Origin of the sequence: Marivita sp. (assembly GCF_020055635.1) — a bacterium.
Classification (GTDB): Bacteria; Pseudomonadota; Alphaproteobacteria; order Rhodobacterales; family Rhodobacteraceae; genus Marivita.
Map to the genome: position 1 here is coordinate 1 of NZ_JAIPUT010000024.1, position 18,331 is coordinate 18,331.

The window sequence follows — 18,331 nt, forward strand, 5'->3', positions numbered from 1 at the left end:
GGGCCTGCGCACCGAAGGTTTGTCGGATGACCAGATCGCCGAGCGCCTGTCGGTCAAGCCGTCCGACATCGCGGTTCTGGAAGAGGCGCTGGAGCGCGGCTATCACAGCGGCGGCTTCCGCGTTTGGGACATCTCGGACAAGACCGCGCCGAAACTGCTGTCCTACGTCAAGACCTTTGGTTTTGGCGTGCACCGCTTCGACATGGACGCCAATTACGCCTATATCTCGACCGAGATGGAGGGCTATGTCGGCAACATCCTTGTCATCTACGACCTGTCGGACCCCACCAATCCGACAGAGGTGTCGCGCTGGCACATGCCGGGTCAGCACGTGGCCAATGGCGAAACCCCCACCGGTGTCGGCTACAGCCACCGCCTGCACCACGCGATGCGCTGCGGCGATGAGCTTTGGGCGGCGGTCTGGCATGCCGGGTTCCGGGTGCTGGATGCCAGCGACATCACCAATCCCAAGGTCAAGGGCAGCTACCGCTTTCCCAAGGCGATCCCCGAACCGACCCACACCGTCATGCCGCTCGAACAGACGATCAACGGCAAACGCTATGCCGTCGTCATCGACGAGGAACATGACCACAAGCCCGGTCGCCTGCACGGCTTCATCTGGATCATGGACGTCACCGACCTGAACAACATGGAACCCGTTGCGGCATGGGACCTGTCGGAACGGTTCTGCCCGTGGGTCGGCGAAGACGGCGTCCGGTTCGGCGGGCACCAGTTCCGCGAAAAGCTGGACAGCACGCTGATCTACGCCACGTGGTTCGCCGGCGGTCTGCGCGTGCTCGATGTGGCCGATCCCACCCTGCCTGTCGAAGTGGCGCATTTCATGGAGCCCGGACCCACCGGCGCGCCACCCCAATCCAACGATGTGGATGTGGATGACAACGGCCTGATCTACGTGCTCGACCGCAACCGTGGCCTCGACATTCTGGAGATGACATTGTGACCGATCCCGACCTCCTGCCCCCCAGCGTCGATCCCAACACCAAGGCGCTGGGCATCCGCCGCGTGAGCGCCCGCAACGAGGCCTCGACCCGGTCGGTGATAATGGTCCGCGATCACGTCGTCATCACCGACGAGAAGGAAAGCAACACCGGGCCGACACCGCTGGAAATGACGCTGTCGTCGCTCCTGGGCTGCGAAGGCGTCATCATCAACCGCTGTGCCGAGGCGATGCAATTCGCCTACACCGCCGTCGACATGGAGGCCGATGGCGAGGTCGACCAACGCGGCAGCCGCGGCGTGCAGGGCGTGCGCCCCTATTTCAACTGGGTCAAGCTGCGCATCCGTGTTCATACCGACGAAACGCAGGAGAGGTTCGACCGGCTGATCCGCAACGTCGAAGCGCGCTGCCCGGTGATGAACCTGTTCAAATCGGCGGATGTGGATGTGCAGATCACATGGGAGCGCGTCACCCCGTGAGCCTGAGACTGACCATCAACGGAACCACGCGTGACATCACATCCGACCCGGACACGCCGCTGGTCTATGTGCTGCGCGACGAGCTGAAGCTGAAAGGCACCAAGCTGGGTTGCGGGCTGGAGCAATGCGGCGCCTGCGCGGTCATGGTGGACGGCAAACCGGTGCTGTCCTGCGTCACCCCGGTCGAGGCGTTCGACGGCAAGAATGTCACGACCATCGAAGGCATCGCCGACACCGAGATCGGCCAGCGCGTGCAGCAGGCCTTTGTCCAAGAGACCGCCGCACAATGTGGCTATTGCACATCAGGTCTCGTGGTGGCGGCGACCGCCTTGCTGGCGGCTAACCCGACACCGGACCGCACGACCACAAAGGCCGCCCTGACCCCACATCTGTGCCGCTGCGGATCACACCCGCGCGTGCTCAGGGCGATTGAGAAGGCGGCCAGGGCATGAGCCTCAAGGACTATCCGCGTGTCGCCGACTGGCTGACCACCGACGGCGACAGCCTGCTGATCCACACCGGCAAGGTCGATATCGGGCAACGCATCTCGACCGCGCTGGTTCGGATCGTGCAGGAGGAACTGGCGCTGCCGCTGTTGCAGATCGGCATCGCCCCCGTCCGCACCGGCCATGCGCCGGATGAAGGCATCACCTCGGGCAGCAATTCGATCGAACAATCAGGCCGCGCCGTCGCCTCTGCCGCCGCGACCCTGCGCAAGCATGCCCTCGACATGGCAATCGCGCAACATGGTGGCGACCGTGCCGACTGGGTGCTGGAGGATGGCCATGTGCAGCGCGCGGGCACGAACCTGCGCCTTGGCCTGATCGAACTGGCCAACGATCTGCCGCCCGACCTGCCTGTCGATCCCGACCTGCCCCGCCATGTGCCCAGCGTCACCCCGGCCCCGGACATGCGTGGCATTTCGGCCATGGTGCAAGGACGCTACAGTTTTCTGCACGACCTCGACCTGCCCGGAATGTGGCACGCCCGCCGCGTCAGCCCGCCCCACGCCCGCGCCACCTTGCGCGAGATCGACCAGACCGCGATCGACAAGATCGACGCCAAGGGTCTGCACCTCCTCCGCGACGGCAGTTTCATCGCCGTCGCGGGACCGCGCGAATGGGACGTGGTCAAGGCGGCGACCAGCCTTGGACTTGCCTGCACATGGGACAAGGGCGGAGGACTTCCCGAAACCGATATCTTCGCGCATCTCGTCCCGGAGAACGCACAACGCTTCCCGGTCGTGAACGCCACACCGCAGGACGCGCCCGTTCCCGCGCCGTTTGACGCCGCAGACCTGAGCGCCCGCTACGAACGCCCCTACCAGATGCATGGCGCCTTGGCCCCCTCTGCCGCGCTGGCCGAATGGACGGGCGACCGGCTGATCCTGCACAGCCACAGCCAGGGCATCTATCCCTTGCGCGAGGCGATTGCCGACAGCCTTGGCCTGATGCCCGACCAAGTCGAGATCACCCATGTGCCGGGTTCCGGCTGCTACGGCCACAATGGCGCCGACGATGCGGCGTTCGAGGCGGCGCTGATCGCGATGGCGCATCCGAACACGCCGATCCTGCTGAAATGGTCGCGCGAAGATGAACACGCGTGGGAACCCTACGCGCCTCCGATGGCGGTGCAGATCGACGTGAAACTCGCGGGTGGCAGGATCGCCGCCCTGTCGGCCGAAGCGCATAGCGACACCCATCGCGGACGTCCCCGCCCCGGCCCCAATCGCGCAGGGCCCGCGAAACTGCTGGCCAACCGGTTTCGCACCGAAGCCATGGATCCTTACGTGTCACCCGCGAACATGGGCAAACATGCCGGGATGCACCGGAATCTTGATCCGATCTACGACATTCCGGAAACCCGGCTGGTCAAGAACCTTGTCCGGGGCCTGCCGCACCGCACCTCTGCCATGCGCTGTCTTGGGGCGGTGACCAACATCTTCGCGCTGGAAAGCATGATGGACGACCTGGCGCGCAGCGCTGAAAGCGACCCGATCGCGTTTCGCCAGTCACATCTGAGCGACCCGCGCGCCAAGGCCGTTCTGTCCGAGCTTGACCGCCGCATTTCCGCGCGGCCCGCCCTGCCCGATGGCGCCGGACGCGGCATCGCCTATGCGCAGTACAAGAACGCCATGACCCGTGTCGGCATCGCGGTGGAACTGACCGTCACCGACACAGCCGAGACCCGGCTTGACCACGCCACGATCGTTGCCGACGCTGGACGCGTGATCGACCCTGACGGGCTGATTGCACAGCTTGAAGGCGGGTTCATGCAGGCCGCAAGCTGGGCGCTGTGCGAAGAAGTGACATGGGACCGCGATGGCATCACGTCGCGCGACTGGGACAGTTATCCGGTGATCCGCTTCGACAACGTGCCCGATCTCGACGTGGTTGTGCTTGAGACCTCCGGGACCCCGTCCGTCGGTGCGGGCGAGGCATCGCCCGGCCCGACGGTCGCCGCGATTGCCAACGCGATCCACGCCGCGACCGGTTTGCGTCTGCGCCGGATGCCCTTCGCGCCGGATGCGATCACACAAGCCGCACTGGCGGTTTGAACAGCCATGCCGATACGCTCTCGGCCCTGCGGGGGATTTGGCTCAGGTCGACGCCACCAGGAGTCCGCCGCGTTCGCGCTGGGTGTTGAAGGTCTTCAGGCTGACGGTTGTTTTCGTTGCTTCATCAACGGGTTCGGGATCATTGATGAAGACCGTGCCACCGTCATCCCCATCCGTGCTGCAGCCGGTCAGCACCACGATGTGCCCGTACCCCTTCCAGTGGCTTGCGCACCATATCGGTCCGCGAAGACCGATCGTCGCCATCAATGACAAGGCTGTGAAATCATGATCTTTGGACGGCAGGAAAACCAACCCTTCTTTTCGCGCCAGCGTCACGAAGTCGGTCTTCTGGATTCCCTTGTCGGCCGCCCACTTGTCAGGCAGACCCAAGATCGGGCCCTGCGCATAGTAGTAAGCCACCATGCAAAGCGACGCGTACCAGCAGCTCATGCCTTTTCGTTGCGGAATAAGGGGAACAGTCAGTTTCAATTCAGCCATCGCGCAAATCCTGCGTTAATAAATTCAATTCCGGCGTAAGAAAGTGTGGACGATGTTCCTCCAACGTCACCCAGGGACCAAGAAAAACCTGGTTCAGGCGCGGGAACCGCACCTCGACGCCTGTCGGTCGCAAGCGAGGTCCATCCGTGCAGCGGGTCCGGACTGCGGCCACTGCCATTCACCGCGGACGCCTTGGCGCGGGCGGGCTTGGCGCGCAGACACGCATATGCGTTGAAGAACCGGTCGCACATGCGCATAGAGGACCCGAAAAAGACCATCGGCTGAAACAGGAGGCTCCATGCCCGACGAAACCAACCTTAAACCGCTCGGCAGCTCTGCGCGCGCGGGCGCATCGGTCAGGATCGAGACTTTCTTGGCGCAGGACCCGGACAGCACCGCACACAGCCTGGCGATGCCGACCGACGGGGTTTTCCGGACCGGGGAGGGTCTGTGATGGAGATGCGCAAGCTGGGGGCCGATGGACCCGATGTCTCGGCGATCGGTGTGGGTGCGATGTCCTTTACCGCCTTCTATGGCGAGGTGGCCGAAGACGATTGCCACGCCACGCTGGACGCAGCATTGGAGTGCGGGATCACGCATCTGGACACGTCGAATGTCTATGGCCTGGGCCGCTCGGAAGAGATCATCGGCGCGCATCTGGACCGCTATCGCGGCAAGGGCGCGCTGCCGTTCCGGATCGCCACCAAGGCCGGGATCGTGCGCGGCCCCGGCAGCGGCCCGCGCAAGTTCGACAACAGCGCGGCCTATCTGGAACAGGAACTGGACAAGAGCCTCAAGCGCCTTGGCCTCGAACAGGTCGAGCTGTTCTACGTGCATCGGCGTGACCACGACATCGAGATCGAGGACGTGACCGACAGCCTTGTGCGGCTTGTGCAGAAGGGCAAGATCGCGCGGTTCGGGTTTTCCGAGATCGCCCCGACATCGCTGCGCCGGGCCGCCGAGGTCCACCCGGTGGCCGCGGTGCAATCGGAATATTCGTTGCAGACCCGCCAGCCCGAGCTGGGCCTCGTGCAGGCCTGCGCCGAACTGGGCACCGCGCTGGTGGCGTTCTCGCCCGTCGGGCGCGGGCTTCTGACCGACCGCCCCCCCACGCCCGAGAGCATCGCGCGTTCCACCTTCCTGTCGGACAATCCGCGTTTCACCGGGGACAACCTGATGCGCAACCGACGCGCCAGCGACGCGCTGCGCAACCTCGCGGGCGACATGGGCAAGCCGACGGCGGCGCTTGCCATCGCCTGGCTGCTGCACCAGGGCAAGCACGTGATCCCGATTCCCGGCACGCACAGCCCCCAGCACCTGCGCGACCTCGCGGCGGGAACCGAACTTGCCCTGACGCCCGACATCCTTGCCGAGATCGACACTCGCCTGCCGATCGGCTGGGCGCATGGAGATCGCTACTCGGCGGCGCAGAACAACGGCCCCGAGCAATATTGCTGAGAACGCCTGCTCGACGGGGCGCGTGGCGTGCCCCGTCAGCCGAGAGTCACCGGTCCCGCGCGGCCCAGAGCGCGCCGCGCCGGATGATCTCCGTCACCTGCGGCACCTTGAGGTCGTCAAGCTCGTGACCGATGGAACAGTAGAAGACCCGGCCCTTGTCCCAGCGGCGCTTCCAGACCACGGGGATGACCGTGCCCTCGATCCACCACAGGTGATCACCCGAGAAGGTGGTCGTCGCCAGAACCTCGTTCGAGGGATCGACCAGCATGTAATATTGCTCTGACCGCAGGCGAAAGCTGCGGATGCCCGCGACGATGGGGTCGTCGGGTTTGCAGATGGTGACATCGTAGTCGATGTAATCCTCGGCCGGTTGCAGATTGTCCGGCCATCCCGGCGGATGCGCGACGAACTGGCCGCCGATCAGGAAATGGTAGGTTGGCCGGTCGCGGAACGCATCCCCCATGTGACCGTGCCACCCGGCAAGACCGCAGCCATTGCCGATCAGCTGAAGCAACCCGTCCTCCTGCAACTTTGTCATGTTGCCGAACTCTTCCTGATGGCCGGACCGGGCCGAGGACCAGATCGGCGTGATCAGGTCGACATCCCGCAAGGCTTCGGGCGTTTCCAGCGGTGCGAGGCTGTCATGCACATCGACATCGAAGCCGATCTGCTGCAAGAGATCCCGGTACCAGTCGGCAAAGGCTGTGGGGGTGTGGCCTTCCCATCCGCCGACGAAAAGCGCGGCTTTCATCTTGAATCCTTTCGCATGAAATTCAGGATCGAGGCCATGTCGCGCGCGGCATAACCCTGGGCCTCGGCTGTCCTGAGCGTGTCCAGTGTCACCTGTCCCTGCGGCATGGCGGTGCCAAGGCGCCGTGCCAGGTCGGCGGTGGTTTCCATGTCCTTGCGTGCCAGCGCCACGGTGAAGGTGACGTCATGCGCCGCCTCGTCGAGGTAAAGCGGGCGGCGGTATTTCAGCATCGGCGCGCAGGCCGCGCTGGCCTCGATCACGTCGAAGGCGTTTTCGGGCGCGATTCCGGCAGCCTCGGCCAGGGTCATCGCTTCGGCCAGCGTCTGGTTGATGCCGTGGATCAGCGAATTGACGGCGAGTTTCATCACCGTGCCCGCGCCCCGCCGGCCAAGGCAGATCGTCTCCTTGCCCATCGCATCCAGCACCGGCATGAAGGCCGTCGCCGCCTCGAGCGCGCACCCGGCCATGATCATCAACTGGCCCGCCTCGGCGGCCTGTGTCGCGCCCGAAACCGGCGCGTCTATGACCTGCGCCGATGCCGGAGCGCGTTCGGCCAGCGCCTCGATGTGATCGGGGCTGTGGGTGCCCATCACCAGGTAGACCTGGGCGGGACCGGCAAACAGCCCGTCCGCACCGGCATGTACCTCCCAGGACGAGGGATCGTCGGCCAGCATGCTGATCACGATGTCCGACGCATCGGAGAGGGCGTGCGGCGTGTCCGCGACCGCGCAGCCAAGTTCGGTCGACAGCGCCTGCGCCTTGTCCCGCGAGCGGTTCCACAGAACGAGTTCGAACCCGGCGCGGTGCAGGTTGCGGGCCATGTGGCTGCCCATCCGGCCCAGACCGACAAATCCGATCCGCATCGCTCAGGCCGCCTTGTCCGTGCCGCCGATGCCCGAAATCGCCTGGATCAGCTTGTCTTCGGTCACTTCTTCCGAGGTGAAGGTGCGGGTGATCCGTCCAGAATACATGGCAATGATCCGGTCCGACACGTGCAGGACTTCCGGCATTTCCGAGCTGATCACGATCACCGCATAGCCCTGCGCCGCCAGTTCGCGGATCAGGTTGTGGATTTCGGATTTCGAGCCGACGTCGATGCCGCGTGTCGGTTCGTCGACGATCAGCACGCTTGGATGCATCGACAGCCACTTGCCGATGACGATCTTCTGCTGGTTGCCGCCGGACAGGTTTCCGACAAGCTGTTTCCAGCCGGGCGTGCGGATATCCAGCCGATCCCGGTACTGATCGAAGATCGACACCTCGGCCCCCTCGGCCACGAACGGCCCGGCGGTCAGGTCGCCGACCTGCGGCAGGGTCATGTTGTCCCGGCAGTTCATGCCAAGGATCAGCCCCTGTCCCTTGCGGTCTTCCGGCACGAGTGAAATGCCGCGGGCGATGGCATCGGCGGGCGAATGGATGCGCACCTCCTCACCGCCCAGGTGGATGGTCCCGGCAGAGGGGTCGCGCAAACCGAACAGCGTTTCCGCGATCTCGGTCCGGCCAGCGCCGACAAGCCCGTAAAACCCGACCACTTCGCCGGCCCGGACCTCGAAGCTGATATCCTTGAACAGCTTGCCGCAGGACAGGTTGCGCACTTCCAGCGCCACGTCGCCCAATTCGTGATGCGACGCGTTGCGCGACAGGTCGAGCGACCGGCCGATCATCAGCTGCGTGACCTCTTCCTCGGTGGTTTCGGCGGTGTTGAGCGTTCCGCGATACGATCCGTCGCGCAGCACGCTGATGCGGTCGGTGATCTTGAAGATCTCTTCCATCCGGTGCGAAATGTAGATGATCCCGACGCCCTGCTCCTGAAGGCTCGAGATGACCTCGAACAGCACCACCTTTTCGGCATCGGTGAGCGACGCCGTCGGTTCGTCGAAGATCACCGCCTTGGCGTCGACGGTCAGGGCGCGGGCGATCTCGACCATCTGTTGATTGGCGATGGACAGGTCACCGACACGCGCCGTCGCGTCGAACCCGACCTTAAGCCGCGCAAGGATGGTGTTCGTGCGGTCTTCCAGCGTCGCCCAATCGACAAGTCCGAACCGCTTTTTCGGCAATTCTCCGAGGTAGATATTCTCGGCCACCGTCAATTCCTCGGCCAGGCTGAGTTCCTGGTGGATGAAGACGATGCCCTTGGCCTTGGCCTCGAGCGGAGAGCGCATCACAACCGGCTGTTCGGAGACGATGATCTTGCCCTCGTCGGGTTGGTGGATACCGCCCAGAACCTTCATCAGGGTCGATTTCCCGGCGCCGTTTTCCCCCATCAGGGCATGGACCTCGCCGGGCATCACCGAAAAGGACACACCATCGAGCGCCCGCACGCCGGGGAAGGTCTTGACGATGCCTTCAAGCCGCAGGGCCGGAACTTCCGCGTTCATAGTTTCAACTCCTCTTTGCCCTTGAGGTTCAGCTGTCGGTCAAGGAACAGCACCGCGATCAGGATCAGGCCGATGACCAGGTTGACGGTCTCGGTATCCGCCCCGATATGCGACAGCCCCTTGCGCAGGAGCTGGATCGCGATCACGCCGCCGAAGGTCGATAGGATCGACCCGGCCCCGCCGGTGAGCTTGGTTCCGCCCAGCACGACAGCGGTGATGACCCACAGTTCGTACAGGGCGCCGTCATTGGGGTTCACCGACCCGCTTTCCGAGTAGAAGACCACGGCCGACAGCGCGGCGAGAAAGCCGATGATCATGAAGTTGATCATCATGTGCGGCCCGACCCGGATGCCCGCGTTCACCGCCGCTTCGCGGTTGTCGCCAATGGCATAGGCATTACGGCCATGCACGGTCTTGTTCATCAGGAACCAGATCGCGGCGGTCACGATCAGCAGGAACCAGGTGGCGGTGTGCACGCCGAGAAACTGCGCCTCGGCGAAATCCACCAGCGTCCAGTTCAGATGGCTGGTCGGCTGTTCCCCGTTATACATGAAGACCAGCCCGCGATAGCCAAGCATGGCGCCCAGGGTCACGATGAAGGCATCGACGCCGGTCTTCCAGACGATCAGCCCATTCAGCGCGCCCAGGGCCGTGCCCACCGCCAACGCCAGAACCCATGACACCGGGATCACCATGTCTCCGAGGCCCGCGAAGATCGGCCAGGTCATGCTGTCCAGCAGGACCACGGCGCAGAGCGCATAGGTAGCCCCGACGGAGAGGTCGATATTGCCGTTGATCATGACGATGGTCATGCCCATGGCGATGATGCCGATGGGCGCCGACTGCTTGAACAGCAGAAGCATGTTGTCGACATCCATGAAGGCCTTTTCGCTCAGGCTGAGGAATTCGCCCGCAACCGAGAAGAAGATCAGTTCAAGAACGATGAAGCCCCAGATGGCCCCGCGCTTGAGGAAGGTGGAAAGCGTGCCCGGTTTCATGTCACTCTCCTAAGCTATGGGGGACCAGAGCTTGCCGCGCTTGGCTGCGATATCGAGCCAGACAGCAAGGATGATGATGACCCAGGTCACCACGTACTGAACGTAGAACTGCAACCCGACGAGCAGCAGGCCGTTCTGGATGAAGCCGAGGATCAGCACCCCGATCACCGTCTTGAAGATCGTGCCGGAGCCGCCGAGCAATGAGGCACCGCCAAGGATGATGGCGGCCAGCACCTCGAGTTCGAGCCCCTGGCCCACCGTGTTCTGCGACCCCAGGGACCGGCTGGCCTGAATGAGCCCCGCGGTTGCGACGCAGAAGGACGACATGAGGTAACACAGGAACACCACCCGCGCCCGGTGAATGCCCGAGAAGGTGGCCGCGGTTCCGTTGCCGCCGACGGCATAGACCTTGCGGCCGAACGGCGTCTTGGCCAGCACGATGCCCAGCAAGGCTGCGAGTCCAAGGAACAACAGGATCGGCACCGGAATCCCGAGCGCCGAGCCCTGCCCGAACACAGAGAACCACGTGCCTTCCTTGTCCGCGATATCCATGTTCTGCCCGCCCGACCAGGTCAGCGTCAGACCGTGGATCGCCGACAGCATCCCGAGCGTCACGATAAGCGAGTTGAGCTTGAGATACCCGACCAGAAACCCGATGATCGCGCCAAGGCACAGCGTCAGCGCAAACATCGCCACGATCGCCAACAGCGGTCCAAGCGTGTCGTGAAGATCAAGCACCACGATGGTCGAGAACGACATCATCGACCCGACCGACAGGTCGAGATTGCCGCTGATCACCACGAAGGTCACGCCCAGCGCCATCACGCCAAGAATGGCGGATGACCGGATGACACCAAGGATGTTGTCGGGATCGACAAAGCGCTGGTTTGCCAGCGTGAACCCGATGATGAACAGGACAAAGGCGACCAGGATGCCCTGTCGGGCCATGAATTCGCCGATCCGTCCTTTTGACATTGTAGCCATGTATCCCTCCCTCCGCGTGCCGCGCATGTGCGGCGGCGGTCAATTCCCGACCGGCACGGCGATCCTCCTCCGGACCGCGTGTGCCGGTCACACAAGCGTCATTCCTCCATCGATCATCACCACCTGCCCCGTCATGTAATCGCTCTCGTGCGAGGCAAGGAACGTCGTGGTGCCGGTGATGTCGGCCGGGGTCGCCACACGGCCCTTCAGGATCTCGGAAGAGAATTCTTCCATCGCCTGTCCGGGCCGGTCTGCGGCGCCGATCTCCATCAGGTCGCGATCGACCTCTTCCCACATCTCGGTCGCCACCACGCCCGGAGCGAAGCTCGTGACGGTTATATCATGTTTTGCGAGGTCGCGCGCCGCCGACTGCGTCAGGGACACCACGCTCCACTTGCTCGCGCAATAGGGGGCCACGTTGTCGAAGCCCTGCCGGCTGGCGATGGAGGCCGTGTTGACGATCTTGCCGGGCGTGCCCTGCCGGATGAACTGGCGGGCGGCTTCCTGCATCCCGATCAGGCATCCCAGCCCGTTGACGCCCATGATGAAATTCCAGTTGTCCTCGGTCACGTCGAGAAAGTTCATCGGCTTGTTGACGCCGGCATTGTTGAACTTGACGTCGAGCTTGCCGAAGGCGGCGACCGCCTTGTCGATCATCGCGATGACCTGCGACCGGTTCGTCACGTCCACTTCGGCCCATGCGACCTTGCCCGCACCACGGCCCGCATTCGCGTCCGCGACCTGCCTGGCCTGTGCGCCGTTGATGTCCGCGAACAGGACATCCGCCCCTTCGTCGAGTAGCGCTTCGCCGATCGCGCGGCCAATGCCACGCGCCGCACCGGTGACGATGCACGAGCGGCCAGACACACGTGCCATCACGCCCTCCCTGATTATCTCGATTGAACGTCGCTGCGGGTGTCCCGGCGCAGCAGGGTTGCGCTGCGCCGGGGACGTGTCTTCAGCGATCAGAAGACCGGCTTGGTGAACTCGGTCATGTTGTCCTGCGTGATCTTCGGGGTGTCGAAGTAGTTCAGGAACGGAACGTCCTCGCCGTTGAGCACGTCGATGGCGGTCTGGAGCGCCGCTTCGGCGTCATCCACCGGCGACTGGTAGATCGACCCCCAGTATTCGCCGTTCTCCATCGCCTCGTAACCCACGGAAAAGTTGGTGGCTCCGACGAAGATGATGCCATCGGCACGGTCCGCCGCCTTGGCCGCGTTCAGGGCGCCGACACCCATGTTGTCATCCCCCGAATAGACGCCGTCGATGTCATCATACTTGACGAGGAAGGCCTCCATGACCTGCTGCGACTTCTCGCGGTTCCAGTCGCCAGGCTGGGTTTCGACAAGCGTGACGTTCGGGCAGACCTCGGGCAGGCGATCCTCGAAGCCCTTGGCGCGCTCGATCGCGGTCGTGTAGCCCGGCTGTCCGGAGATTTGCACCACGCGGGCCTCGTTTTCGGTTCCCATTTCCTTGAACTTGTCACACATGATCTCGGCCGAACGCGACCCCTGCGTGATGTTGTCGGGACCCGAAAAGCTTGCCACGAAATCGAAGCCCTGCTCGGCGATGTTGGAGTTGGTGACGATCACCGGGATACCCGCGCTATGCGCCTTGCGGACCGCCGGGATCACCGCTTCGCCGTTGGTCGGCCAGATGATGATCGCGTCGACTTCCTGCTGGATCAGGTCTTCCATCTGCGCGATCTGTCGCGCCACGTCGCCACCCGCGTCCAGGACGACGGTCTCGACTGCGTCATTGGCTTCGGCGGCGGCGATAAAGGATTTCTCGTAGGTGGTCTGATAGCTGTCGACGCCCACGTTGTTCTGGGTGATGCCGATCTTCATGGTTTCGTGACCTGCGGCGAAAGCCGTGCCTGCGAAGGCGGTCGCTGCCGTGGTAACTGCCATTAGAGTCCGTAGTTTCATGTTCGTTTTCCTCCCGGGTTGAACTTTTTAGTCAATTCCCGATCCCCCGACACCTCCTTCGGGGAATCACCGTCCAGCAATGCTGACAACTCTGGTCAGGGTGACGCGACAAGCCGGTCCGCGGGTCTTCATATATATCCAATATGAACAATTCTGAATCCAATATGGATTTATTTGCGATACGCTGACGCAATCAATCTGAACATTTTAGCGGAGGGAGCAAAATGCCCGCCTCGGATTCGTCCAATATGGACAAAGGACGCCGTCACCCGGCGCCGAAACCAGCAAAGGCCAAAGCCGGACTGATGAATGTCATGCAGGGACACACAGCACGACCCGCGGTTCCGCCCCAGGCGAAAACCGAACTGATCGAGATCGTGTCCTATCTGGACAATTTCGCGGACGAGCTCGAGGATACGATCGAGCTGTTTACGCCCAACCCGTATTTCCGCATGGCCCTGCATCTGATGCGCGGGCATCTCGACGCCAAGATCGTGACGCCGACATCGCTCATCGCCGCCAGCCGGGTGCCCTATGCAACGGCCAATCGCCGTCTCAAGGAAATGGTCGATGCCGGTCTGATCGAACAGCGCCCGCGCACGACAAGCGGCAAGAGCTACTCTCTGCATCCAAGCGAAAAGCTTCTGGACCAGTGGCTCCAGCTGTCGGGCCGGATCAAGCGGCTTGGCGAAGACCAGTTCGCAGGCGGTGCAACCCGCGAGAACCGCGACTACTTTTTCGGCGGATCCTACCTGGCCGCGCAGTCGATCCCACCGCTTCAGGTGCTGGCCGAACCGATCAAGGTTCCGGGGGGCGTGCGCGTTCTGGTGCATGGCGATCCGACCTTCATGGTCATGGACGGGCTCAAGCGTCAGTTCGAGCACGTGATTGGTTCACCGATAAACCAACGGGCCTTCTCGATCGACCGGCTGCGCGAAGAGGCGATGCGCAACGCCGAACGCAAGTCCAGCCGCTACGACATCATCGCCGTCGATCTGCCCTGGCTCGGAGCGTTCGCGTCGGAAAACGTGCTGATGCCGCTTGACGAGGCGATGGACATTTCGCGGCTCGACCCCGCCGATTTCCACACCGCAGGATGGAAAGCCGCGCATTGGGGGGGGCGCTGCTATGGCGTGCCGGCACAGACGACGCCGGAGCTTCTGTTCTATCGCAAGGACCTGTTCGCGGAGGCCGGGCTCGAGCCGCCGACGACCACCGATCGCCTGCTGGAAGCGGCCGCTGCCTTTCACGAACCCCTGCGCGACCGGTTCGGGATCGCCTGGAATGCCGCACGGGGCACGGCGCTTGGCCACACGGTCCTGATGACAATGGCGGATTTTGGTCAACCGATCCTCGACCTGCCGCAGATCGCCGGCGGTTTCGAGACCGATCACCTGTCCGAGCGCGGCTATCGCGCCACCATCGACACCGAGGCGGGCCTGCGCGCCGCTGAATACCTGATGCAGCTCATGCAGTTCTCGCCGCCGGATATCCTGTCGATGTCATGGTACGAGCGGGTGCGCCCCTACGCCGCCGGCAGGATCGCCATGGCCTATGGTTACACGCTGCTCGCGCCGTATTTCGAACTCGACGAGAGCTCGCCCGCCTACGGGAACACCGCCTATTTGCCACATCCGCCGGGGCCCGATGCATCGCCGGTGGCGCCGGTCGGCGGCTACGTGATGGGCATTCCGGCCAACCTGCCGCCAGAGCGGGTTCGCGCCGCTGTCGAGGCGCTGATCGTTTTCACGTCGCCCGAAGCGCAAAAGCTCTATGTCCAGAACGGCAGCCGCACGAACCCGCGCTATTCGGTCGGGGCCGATCCCGAGGTGCGCCGGGCCTCGGATATTTTCGAGGCCATCGACACGATGTCGTGGCGCGACGAGTTGCAATTCTGGCCGCGCCCGCCGGTGCCCGAGATCACCGACATCATCCAGATCTGCGGCGAGGAATTTCACGACATGCTGCGCGGGATCGTTTCCCCGCGCGACGCGCTGCGTCAGGCCCAGGCTCGGGCGGACGCGGTCATCACACAGAACGGGCCAAGACAATGACTTTGGGAGGAGAAACACATGGACCCCAACCGCCTGAAAGGTAAGAACATCCTGATCACCGGTGCCGCGCGCGGCATGGGGGCCGCGAATGCGGAAAGCTTTGCCGCGCAGGGCGCCAACGTGTGTATCGGCGATCTTGACGAAGGTGAAGCCAAGAGCATGGCCGACCGGATCAACGGCGCGGGCAACGGCACCGCCATCGCGGTCAGGATGGACGTCACCAAGCGCGAAGACAACGCCGCCGCTGTTGCAGCCACGGTCGAGGCGTTCGGGTCGATCAATGTGGGTCTCTTCAACGCGGGTTTGAACAAGCCCCGGTTCTTCATGGATATCGATGAAGACAACTGGGACATGATCATGAACGTCAACACCAAGGCGATGTGGCTCGGGATGCAGGAAACCGCCCGCCAGATGATCAAGCAGGGCCCGATGGAGGATCATCCCTACAAGCTGATCAACGTGGGCAGCATCGCGTCGCGCAAGCCGCTGGTCGACGTGACCGTCTATTGTACGTCGAAATACGGCTGCCTGGCGCTGACCCATTGCGGCGCGATCGGTCTGTCCGAGCACAACATCACCGTCAACGGCTATGCGCCGGGGGTCGTGGTGACGCCGCTCTGGGAACAGCTGGACAAGGACCTCGTGGATATCGGCTTCAAGGATCGCGAAGGCCAGGCCTACGAGGACATCGTCCGCGATGCGCTCCAGATCAAGCGCGTGTCCTACCCCGAGGACATCACCGGCACCGCGTCGTTCCTTGCCTCGGATGACAGCGACTACATGACCGGCCAGATGATCCACATCGATGGCGGCTGGTGCATCCAGTAGGGCGCGTGATGCCACGTCCCCGCCCGGAATTCTCGAACCCTGAACAAGCGGTGCGTGCCAGCACGCACCCTACGGAGTAATGCCATGTCTCGCGCACTCATGCCCAACCTGCTCACGCCGCAGGATCTCGAACCCAACTGGGAATGGCGGGAACGCCTGCCCGCCTGGGGCCACACCTCGGTCGATTTCGAACGCCGGATCGACCATGATCGCCTGCGCCGCTACCGCCTGGCGCGCACGCGTCAGTCGTTGCAGAACTCGCAGGCCGGGTCGCTGCTGCTCTTTGACGTGAACAACATCCGCTATGTCACCGCCACCAAGATCGGCGAATGGGAGCGGGACAAGATGTGCCGCTTCTGCCTGCTGACGGGCGACGATTCTCCTTACGTCTGGGATTTCGGTTCGGCCGCGGTGCATCACAAGCGCCATTCCGACTGGCTTGAGCCGGATCATTGCCTTGCCGGCGTCGTCGGCATGCGCGGGACCATTCCGCCCGAGTTTGGCCTGATGCGCAAATACGCCAAGATGATCGCCCAGCTGATCAAGGATGCGGGCATGGCCGACATGCCGGTGGGTGTGGACTATGCCGAAACGGCGATGTTCCACGCGCTCAAGGAAGAAGGCATCAACGTCGTTGACGGTCAGCAGATCATGCTGGCGGCCCGCGAGATCAAGAACTGGGACGAAATCCAGTTGCTCACCCAGGCCGCCGCGATGGTCGATGGCGTCTACCACATGATCTACGAGGAACTGAAACCGGGTGTGCGCGAGAATGACATCGTCGCAATGTCCAACAAGCTGCTCTATGAGATGGGGTCGGATGACGTCGAGGCGATCAACGCCATCTCCGGCGAACGCTGCAACCCGCATCCGCATAATTTCACGGACAGGTTGATCCGCCCGGGCGACCAGGCGTTCTTCGACATCCTGCAAAGCTACCAGGGCTATCGGACCTGCTATTACCGCACCTTCAATGTGGGCCGCGCCACCCCGGCGCAGAACGACGCCTACGTCAAGGCGCGCGAATGGATCGACGCGTCCATCGCGATGATCAAACCCGGAGTGTCCACCGACAAGGTGGCCGAGGTCTGGCCAACCGCCGAAAGCCTTGGCTTCCCCAACGAAGACGCGGCCTTCGGTCTGCAATTCGGCCACGGTCTGGGCCTTGCCCTGCATGAACGCCCGATCATCAGCCGCGCGGTCAGCCTCGATCACCCGATGGAGATCCAGACCGGCATGGTCTTCGCGCTCGAAACCTACTGTCCGGCCGCCGACGGCTACTCGGCGGCGCGGATCGAGGAAGAGGTGGTGGTGACCGAGACGGGATGCGAGGTGATCAGCCTTTTCCCCGCCGAGGAACTGCCCATCGCGAACCGTTACTAGCAGCGGTTCGCCGCCCTGCCCTGCGGCGCTCCCTCCGCCGGGCAGGGTTGTTCGCCTGTACGCTCCACGAGGATCAAAATGGCCAAGACAAAAACAAACACCGAAGATTACCTGCAGATGTACCGCCAGATGGTGCGCATCCGCACCTTCGAGGACAATGCCAACAAGCTGTATCTCGACGCCAAGATGCCGGGGCTGACGCACATGTATTCCGGCGAGGAAGCCGTCGCCGTGGGCATCTGCGAAGCGTTGAAGGTGACCGACAAGATCACCTCGACCCATCGCGGGCACGGGCATTGCGTCGCCAAGGGCGCGGCCTTCAAGGAAATGTTCTGCGAATTGCTTGGCAAGGAAGAAGGCTATTGCCGTGGCAAGGGCGGGTCGATGCACATCGCCGACCAGTCGAACGGCAACCTGGGCGCAAACGCCATCGTCGGCGGGTCCATGGGCATCGCCACCGGGTCGGCCTTTACCGCCAAGATGCTGGGCACGGATGACGTGACGGTGTGCTTTTTCGGCGATGGCGCCACCGCGCAGGGCCTTCTCTACGAGGTCATGAACATGGCGGCGCTCTGGAAGCTGCCGGTGATCTATGCCTGCGAAAACAACGGCTATTCGGAATATACCAGGACCGAGGAAATCGCCGCCGGGTCGATCACCGCCCGCGCCGAGGCGTTCGGCATCGAGGCGCACCAGGTCGACGGGCAGGATGTTCTGGCCGTCAACACGCTGACGCAAAAGCTGGTGGCACGTGCGCGCAAGGGCGAAGGGCCGTTCTTTCTCGAATTGATGACCTATCGCTACCATGGCCACCATGTCGGCGACATCAACCGCGAATACTACCGGACCAAGGACGAAGAGAAGGACTGGAAGGAAAACCGCGACCCGATCATCCGCTTCCGGGGCTGGCTCGTGTCCGAAGGCATCGCCTCGGAAGACGAGATCGAGGCGATGAACGCCGAGGTCAGGCAGGACGCGGAACAGGCCGTCGATTACGCCCTGAACGCCAAGTACCCGGATGTGTCCGAAGTGGACATGCATGTCTACAGCGACATCAAGCACGCGCTGGCCTGA

At 63.3% G+C, this 18,331-nt stretch carries 18 protein-coding genes; 10 read left to right on the forward strand and 8 right to left on the reverse strand.

The window, feature by feature from the left end:
* The 4 genes from LCF60_RS12525 to LCF60_RS12540 form a co-directional block, all read left to right on the forward strand.
* On the forward strand, window positions 1–961 hold a 961-nt coding region (locus LCF60_RS12525), incomplete at its 5' end, for a hypothetical protein (protein ID WP_292292169.1).
* Window positions 958–1,437: an OsmC family protein gene (locus LCF60_RS12530; RefSeq protein WP_292292171.1), complete on the forward strand. Its 480-nt coding sequence runs from the start codon at window positions 958–960 to the stop codon at window positions 1,435–1,437. The genes LCF60_RS12525 and LCF60_RS12530, both read left to right, overlap by 4 nt.
* Window positions 1,434–1,889: a (2Fe-2S)-binding protein gene (locus LCF60_RS12535; RefSeq protein WP_292292172.1), complete on the forward strand. Its 456-nt coding sequence runs from the start codon at window positions 1,434–1,436 to the stop codon at window positions 1,887–1,889. The genes LCF60_RS12530 and LCF60_RS12535 overlap by 4 nt, the downstream gene beginning before the upstream one ends.
* On the forward strand, window positions 1,886–3,994 hold the full coding sequence (locus LCF60_RS12540) for a molybdopterin cofactor-binding domain-containing protein (protein WP_292292174.1): 2,109 nt from the start codon (window positions 1,886–1,888) through the stop codon (window positions 3,992–3,994). The genes LCF60_RS12535 and LCF60_RS12540 overlap by 4 nt, the downstream gene beginning before the upstream one ends.
* 42 nt (window positions 3,995–4,036) lie before the next feature.
* On the opposite strand, the gene LCF60_RS12545 is transcribed toward LCF60_RS12540, so the two are convergent.
* Window positions 4,037–4,492 (reverse strand): papain-like cysteine protease family protein, encoded by a 456-nt coding sequence (locus tag LCF60_RS12545; RefSeq protein WP_292292175.1) that lies wholly within the window; start codon window positions 4,490–4,492, stop codon window positions 4,037–4,039.
* A 298-nt stretch (window positions 4,493–4,790) separates the two neighbouring features.
* Between LCF60_RS12545 and LCF60_RS12550 the strand changes: the two genes are divergently transcribed.
* Window positions 4,791–4,946, forward strand: a complete 156-nt coding sequence (locus LCF60_RS12550) for a hypothetical protein (RefSeq protein ID WP_292292176.1) — start codon at window positions 4,791–4,793, stop codon at window positions 4,944–4,946.
* Window positions 4,946–5,950 (forward strand): aldo/keto reductase, encoded by a 1,005-nt coding sequence (locus tag LCF60_RS12555; RefSeq protein WP_292292177.1) that lies wholly within the window; start codon window positions 4,946–4,948, stop codon window positions 5,948–5,950. Before LCF60_RS12550 ends, LCF60_RS12555 begins: the two co-directional genes overlap by 1 nt.
* A gap of 46 nt (window positions 5,951–5,996) precedes the next feature.
* Here the strand turns inward: LCF60_RS12555 and LCF60_RS12560 are convergent, their stop codons facing one another.
* From LCF60_RS12560 to LCF60_RS12590, 7 genes are all read right to left on the reverse strand, one after another.
* Window positions 5,997–6,701, reverse strand: coding sequence for a ThuA domain-containing protein (locus tag LCF60_RS12560; protein ID WP_292292179.1), 705 nt, complete (start codon window positions 6,699–6,701; stop codon window positions 5,997–5,999).
* Window positions 6,698–7,564 (reverse strand): NAD(P)-dependent oxidoreductase, encoded by an 867-nt coding sequence (locus LCF60_RS12565; protein ID WP_292292181.1) that lies wholly within the window; start codon window positions 7,562–7,564, stop codon window positions 6,698–6,700. Before LCF60_RS12565 ends, LCF60_RS12560 begins: the two co-directional genes overlap by 4 nt.
* Window positions 7,565–7,567: 3 nt before the next feature.
* On the reverse strand, window positions 7,568–9,082 hold the full coding sequence (locus LCF60_RS12570; protein WP_292292182.1) for a sugar ABC transporter ATP-binding protein: 1,515 nt from the start codon (window positions 9,080–9,082) through the stop codon (window positions 7,568–7,570).
* On the reverse strand, window positions 9,079–10,080 hold the full coding sequence (locus LCF60_RS12575) for an ABC transporter permease (RefSeq protein ID WP_292292184.1): 1,002 nt from the start codon (window positions 10,078–10,080) through the stop codon (window positions 9,079–9,081). The genes LCF60_RS12570 and LCF60_RS12575 overlap by 4 nt, the downstream gene beginning before the upstream one ends.
* 9 nt (window positions 10,081–10,089) lie before the next feature.
* Window positions 10,090–11,064 (reverse strand): ABC transporter permease, encoded by a 975-nt coding sequence (locus LCF60_RS12580; protein ID WP_292292186.1) that lies wholly within the window; start codon window positions 11,062–11,064, stop codon window positions 10,090–10,092.
* 87 nt (window positions 11,065–11,151) lie between these two features.
* Window positions 11,152–11,940 carry an SDR family oxidoreductase gene (locus LCF60_RS12585; RefSeq protein ID WP_292292187.1) on the reverse strand — a complete coding sequence of 263 codons (789 nt, stop codon included), beginning with the start codon at window positions 11,938–11,940 and terminating at the stop codon, window positions 11,152–11,154.
* Between the two features lie 89 nt (window positions 11,941–12,029).
* Window positions 12,030–12,992 carry a sugar ABC transporter substrate-binding protein gene (locus tag LCF60_RS12590; protein ID WP_292292188.1) on the reverse strand — a complete coding sequence of 321 codons (963 nt, stop codon included), beginning with the start codon at window positions 12,990–12,992 and terminating at the stop codon, window positions 12,030–12,032.
* A 305-nt stretch (window positions 12,993–13,297) separates the two neighbouring features.
* Between LCF60_RS12590 and LCF60_RS12595 the strand changes: the two genes are divergently transcribed.
* The 4 genes from LCF60_RS12595 to LCF60_RS12610 all read left to right on the forward strand — a co-directional run bounded on the left by LCF60_RS12595 (window position 13,298) and on the right by LCF60_RS12610 (window position 18,331).
* Complete coding sequence (locus LCF60_RS12595) at window positions 13,298–15,046, forward strand: extracellular solute-binding protein (protein ID WP_292292189.1); 1,749 nt, start codon at window positions 13,298–13,300, stop codon at window positions 15,044–15,046.
* An 18-nt stretch (window positions 15,047–15,064) separates the two neighbouring features.
* Window positions 15,065–15,874 carry an SDR family oxidoreductase gene (locus LCF60_RS12600; RefSeq protein ID WP_292292190.1) on the forward strand — a complete coding sequence of 270 codons (810 nt, stop codon included), beginning with the start codon at window positions 15,065–15,067 and terminating at the stop codon, window positions 15,872–15,874.
* Between the two features lie 84 nt (window positions 15,875–15,958).
* The gene (locus tag LCF60_RS12605; protein ID WP_292292191.1) at window positions 15,959–17,257 is read left to right on the forward strand and encodes a Xaa-Pro peptidase family protein; all 1,299 of its coding nucleotides are present in this window, start codon (window positions 15,959–15,961) and stop codon (window positions 17,255–17,257) included.
* Window positions 17,258–17,335: 78 nt separating this feature from the next.
* On the forward strand, window positions 17,336–18,331 hold the full coding sequence (locus LCF60_RS12610) for a thiamine pyrophosphate-dependent dehydrogenase E1 component subunit alpha (RefSeq protein WP_292292192.1): 996 nt from the start codon (window positions 17,336–17,338) through the stop codon (window positions 18,329–18,331).

Excerpts from the sequence above, each read along its gene's own strand:
- LCF60_RS12540 (WP_292292174.1), top strand. The coding sequence starts at position 1,886 with ATGAGCCTCAAGGACTATCCGCGTGTCGCCGACTGGCTGACCACCGAC.
- LCF60_RS12545 (WP_292292175.1), bottom strand. The coding sequence starts at position 4,492 with ATGGCTGAATTGAAACTGACTGTTCCCCTTATTCCGCAACGAAAAGGC.
- LCF60_RS12550 (WP_292292176.1), top strand. The coding sequence starts at position 4,791 with ATGCCCGACGAAACCAACCTTAAACCGCTCGGCAGCTCTGCGCGCGCG.
- LCF60_RS12555 (WP_292292177.1), top strand. The coding sequence starts at position 4,946 with ATGGAGATGCGCAAGCTGGGGGCCGATGGACCCGATGTCTCGGCGATC.
- LCF60_RS12560 (WP_292292179.1), bottom strand. The coding sequence starts at position 6,701 with ATGAAAGCCGCGCTTTTCGTCGGCGGATGGGAAGGCCACACCCCCACA.
- LCF60_RS12565 (WP_292292181.1), bottom strand. The coding sequence starts at position 7,564 with ATGCGGATCGGATTTGTCGGTCTGGGCCGGATGGGCAGCCACATGGCC.
- LCF60_RS12570 (WP_292292182.1), bottom strand. The coding sequence starts at position 9,082 with ATGAACGCGGAAGTTCCGGCCCTGCGGCTTGAAGGCATCGTCAAGACC.
- LCF60_RS12575 (WP_292292184.1), bottom strand. The coding sequence starts at position 10,080 with ATGAAACCGGGCACGCTTTCCACCTTCCTCAAGCGCGGGGCCATCTGG.
- LCF60_RS12580 (WP_292292186.1), bottom strand. The coding sequence starts at position 11,064 with ATGGCTACAATGTCAAAAGGACGGATCGGCGAATTCATGGCCCGACAG.
- LCF60_RS12585 (WP_292292187.1), bottom strand. The coding sequence starts at position 11,940 with ATGGCACGTGTGTCTGGCCGCTCGTGCATCGTCACCGGTGCGGCGCGT.
- LCF60_RS12590 (WP_292292188.1), bottom strand. The coding sequence starts at position 12,992 with ATGAAACTACGGACTCTAATGGCAGTTACCACGGCAGCGACCGCCTTC.
- LCF60_RS12595 (WP_292292189.1), top strand. The coding sequence starts at position 13,298 with ATGAATGTCATGCAGGGACACACAGCACGACCCGCGGTTCCGCCCCAG.
- LCF60_RS12600 (WP_292292190.1), top strand. The coding sequence starts at position 15,065 with ATGGACCCCAACCGCCTGAAAGGTAAGAACATCCTGATCACCGGTGCC.
- LCF60_RS12605 (WP_292292191.1), top strand. The coding sequence starts at position 15,959 with ATGTCTCGCGCACTCATGCCCAACCTGCTCACGCCGCAGGATCTCGAA.
- LCF60_RS12610 (WP_292292192.1), top strand. The coding sequence starts at position 17,336 with ATGGCCAAGACAAAAACAAACACCGAAGATTACCTGCAGATGTACCGC.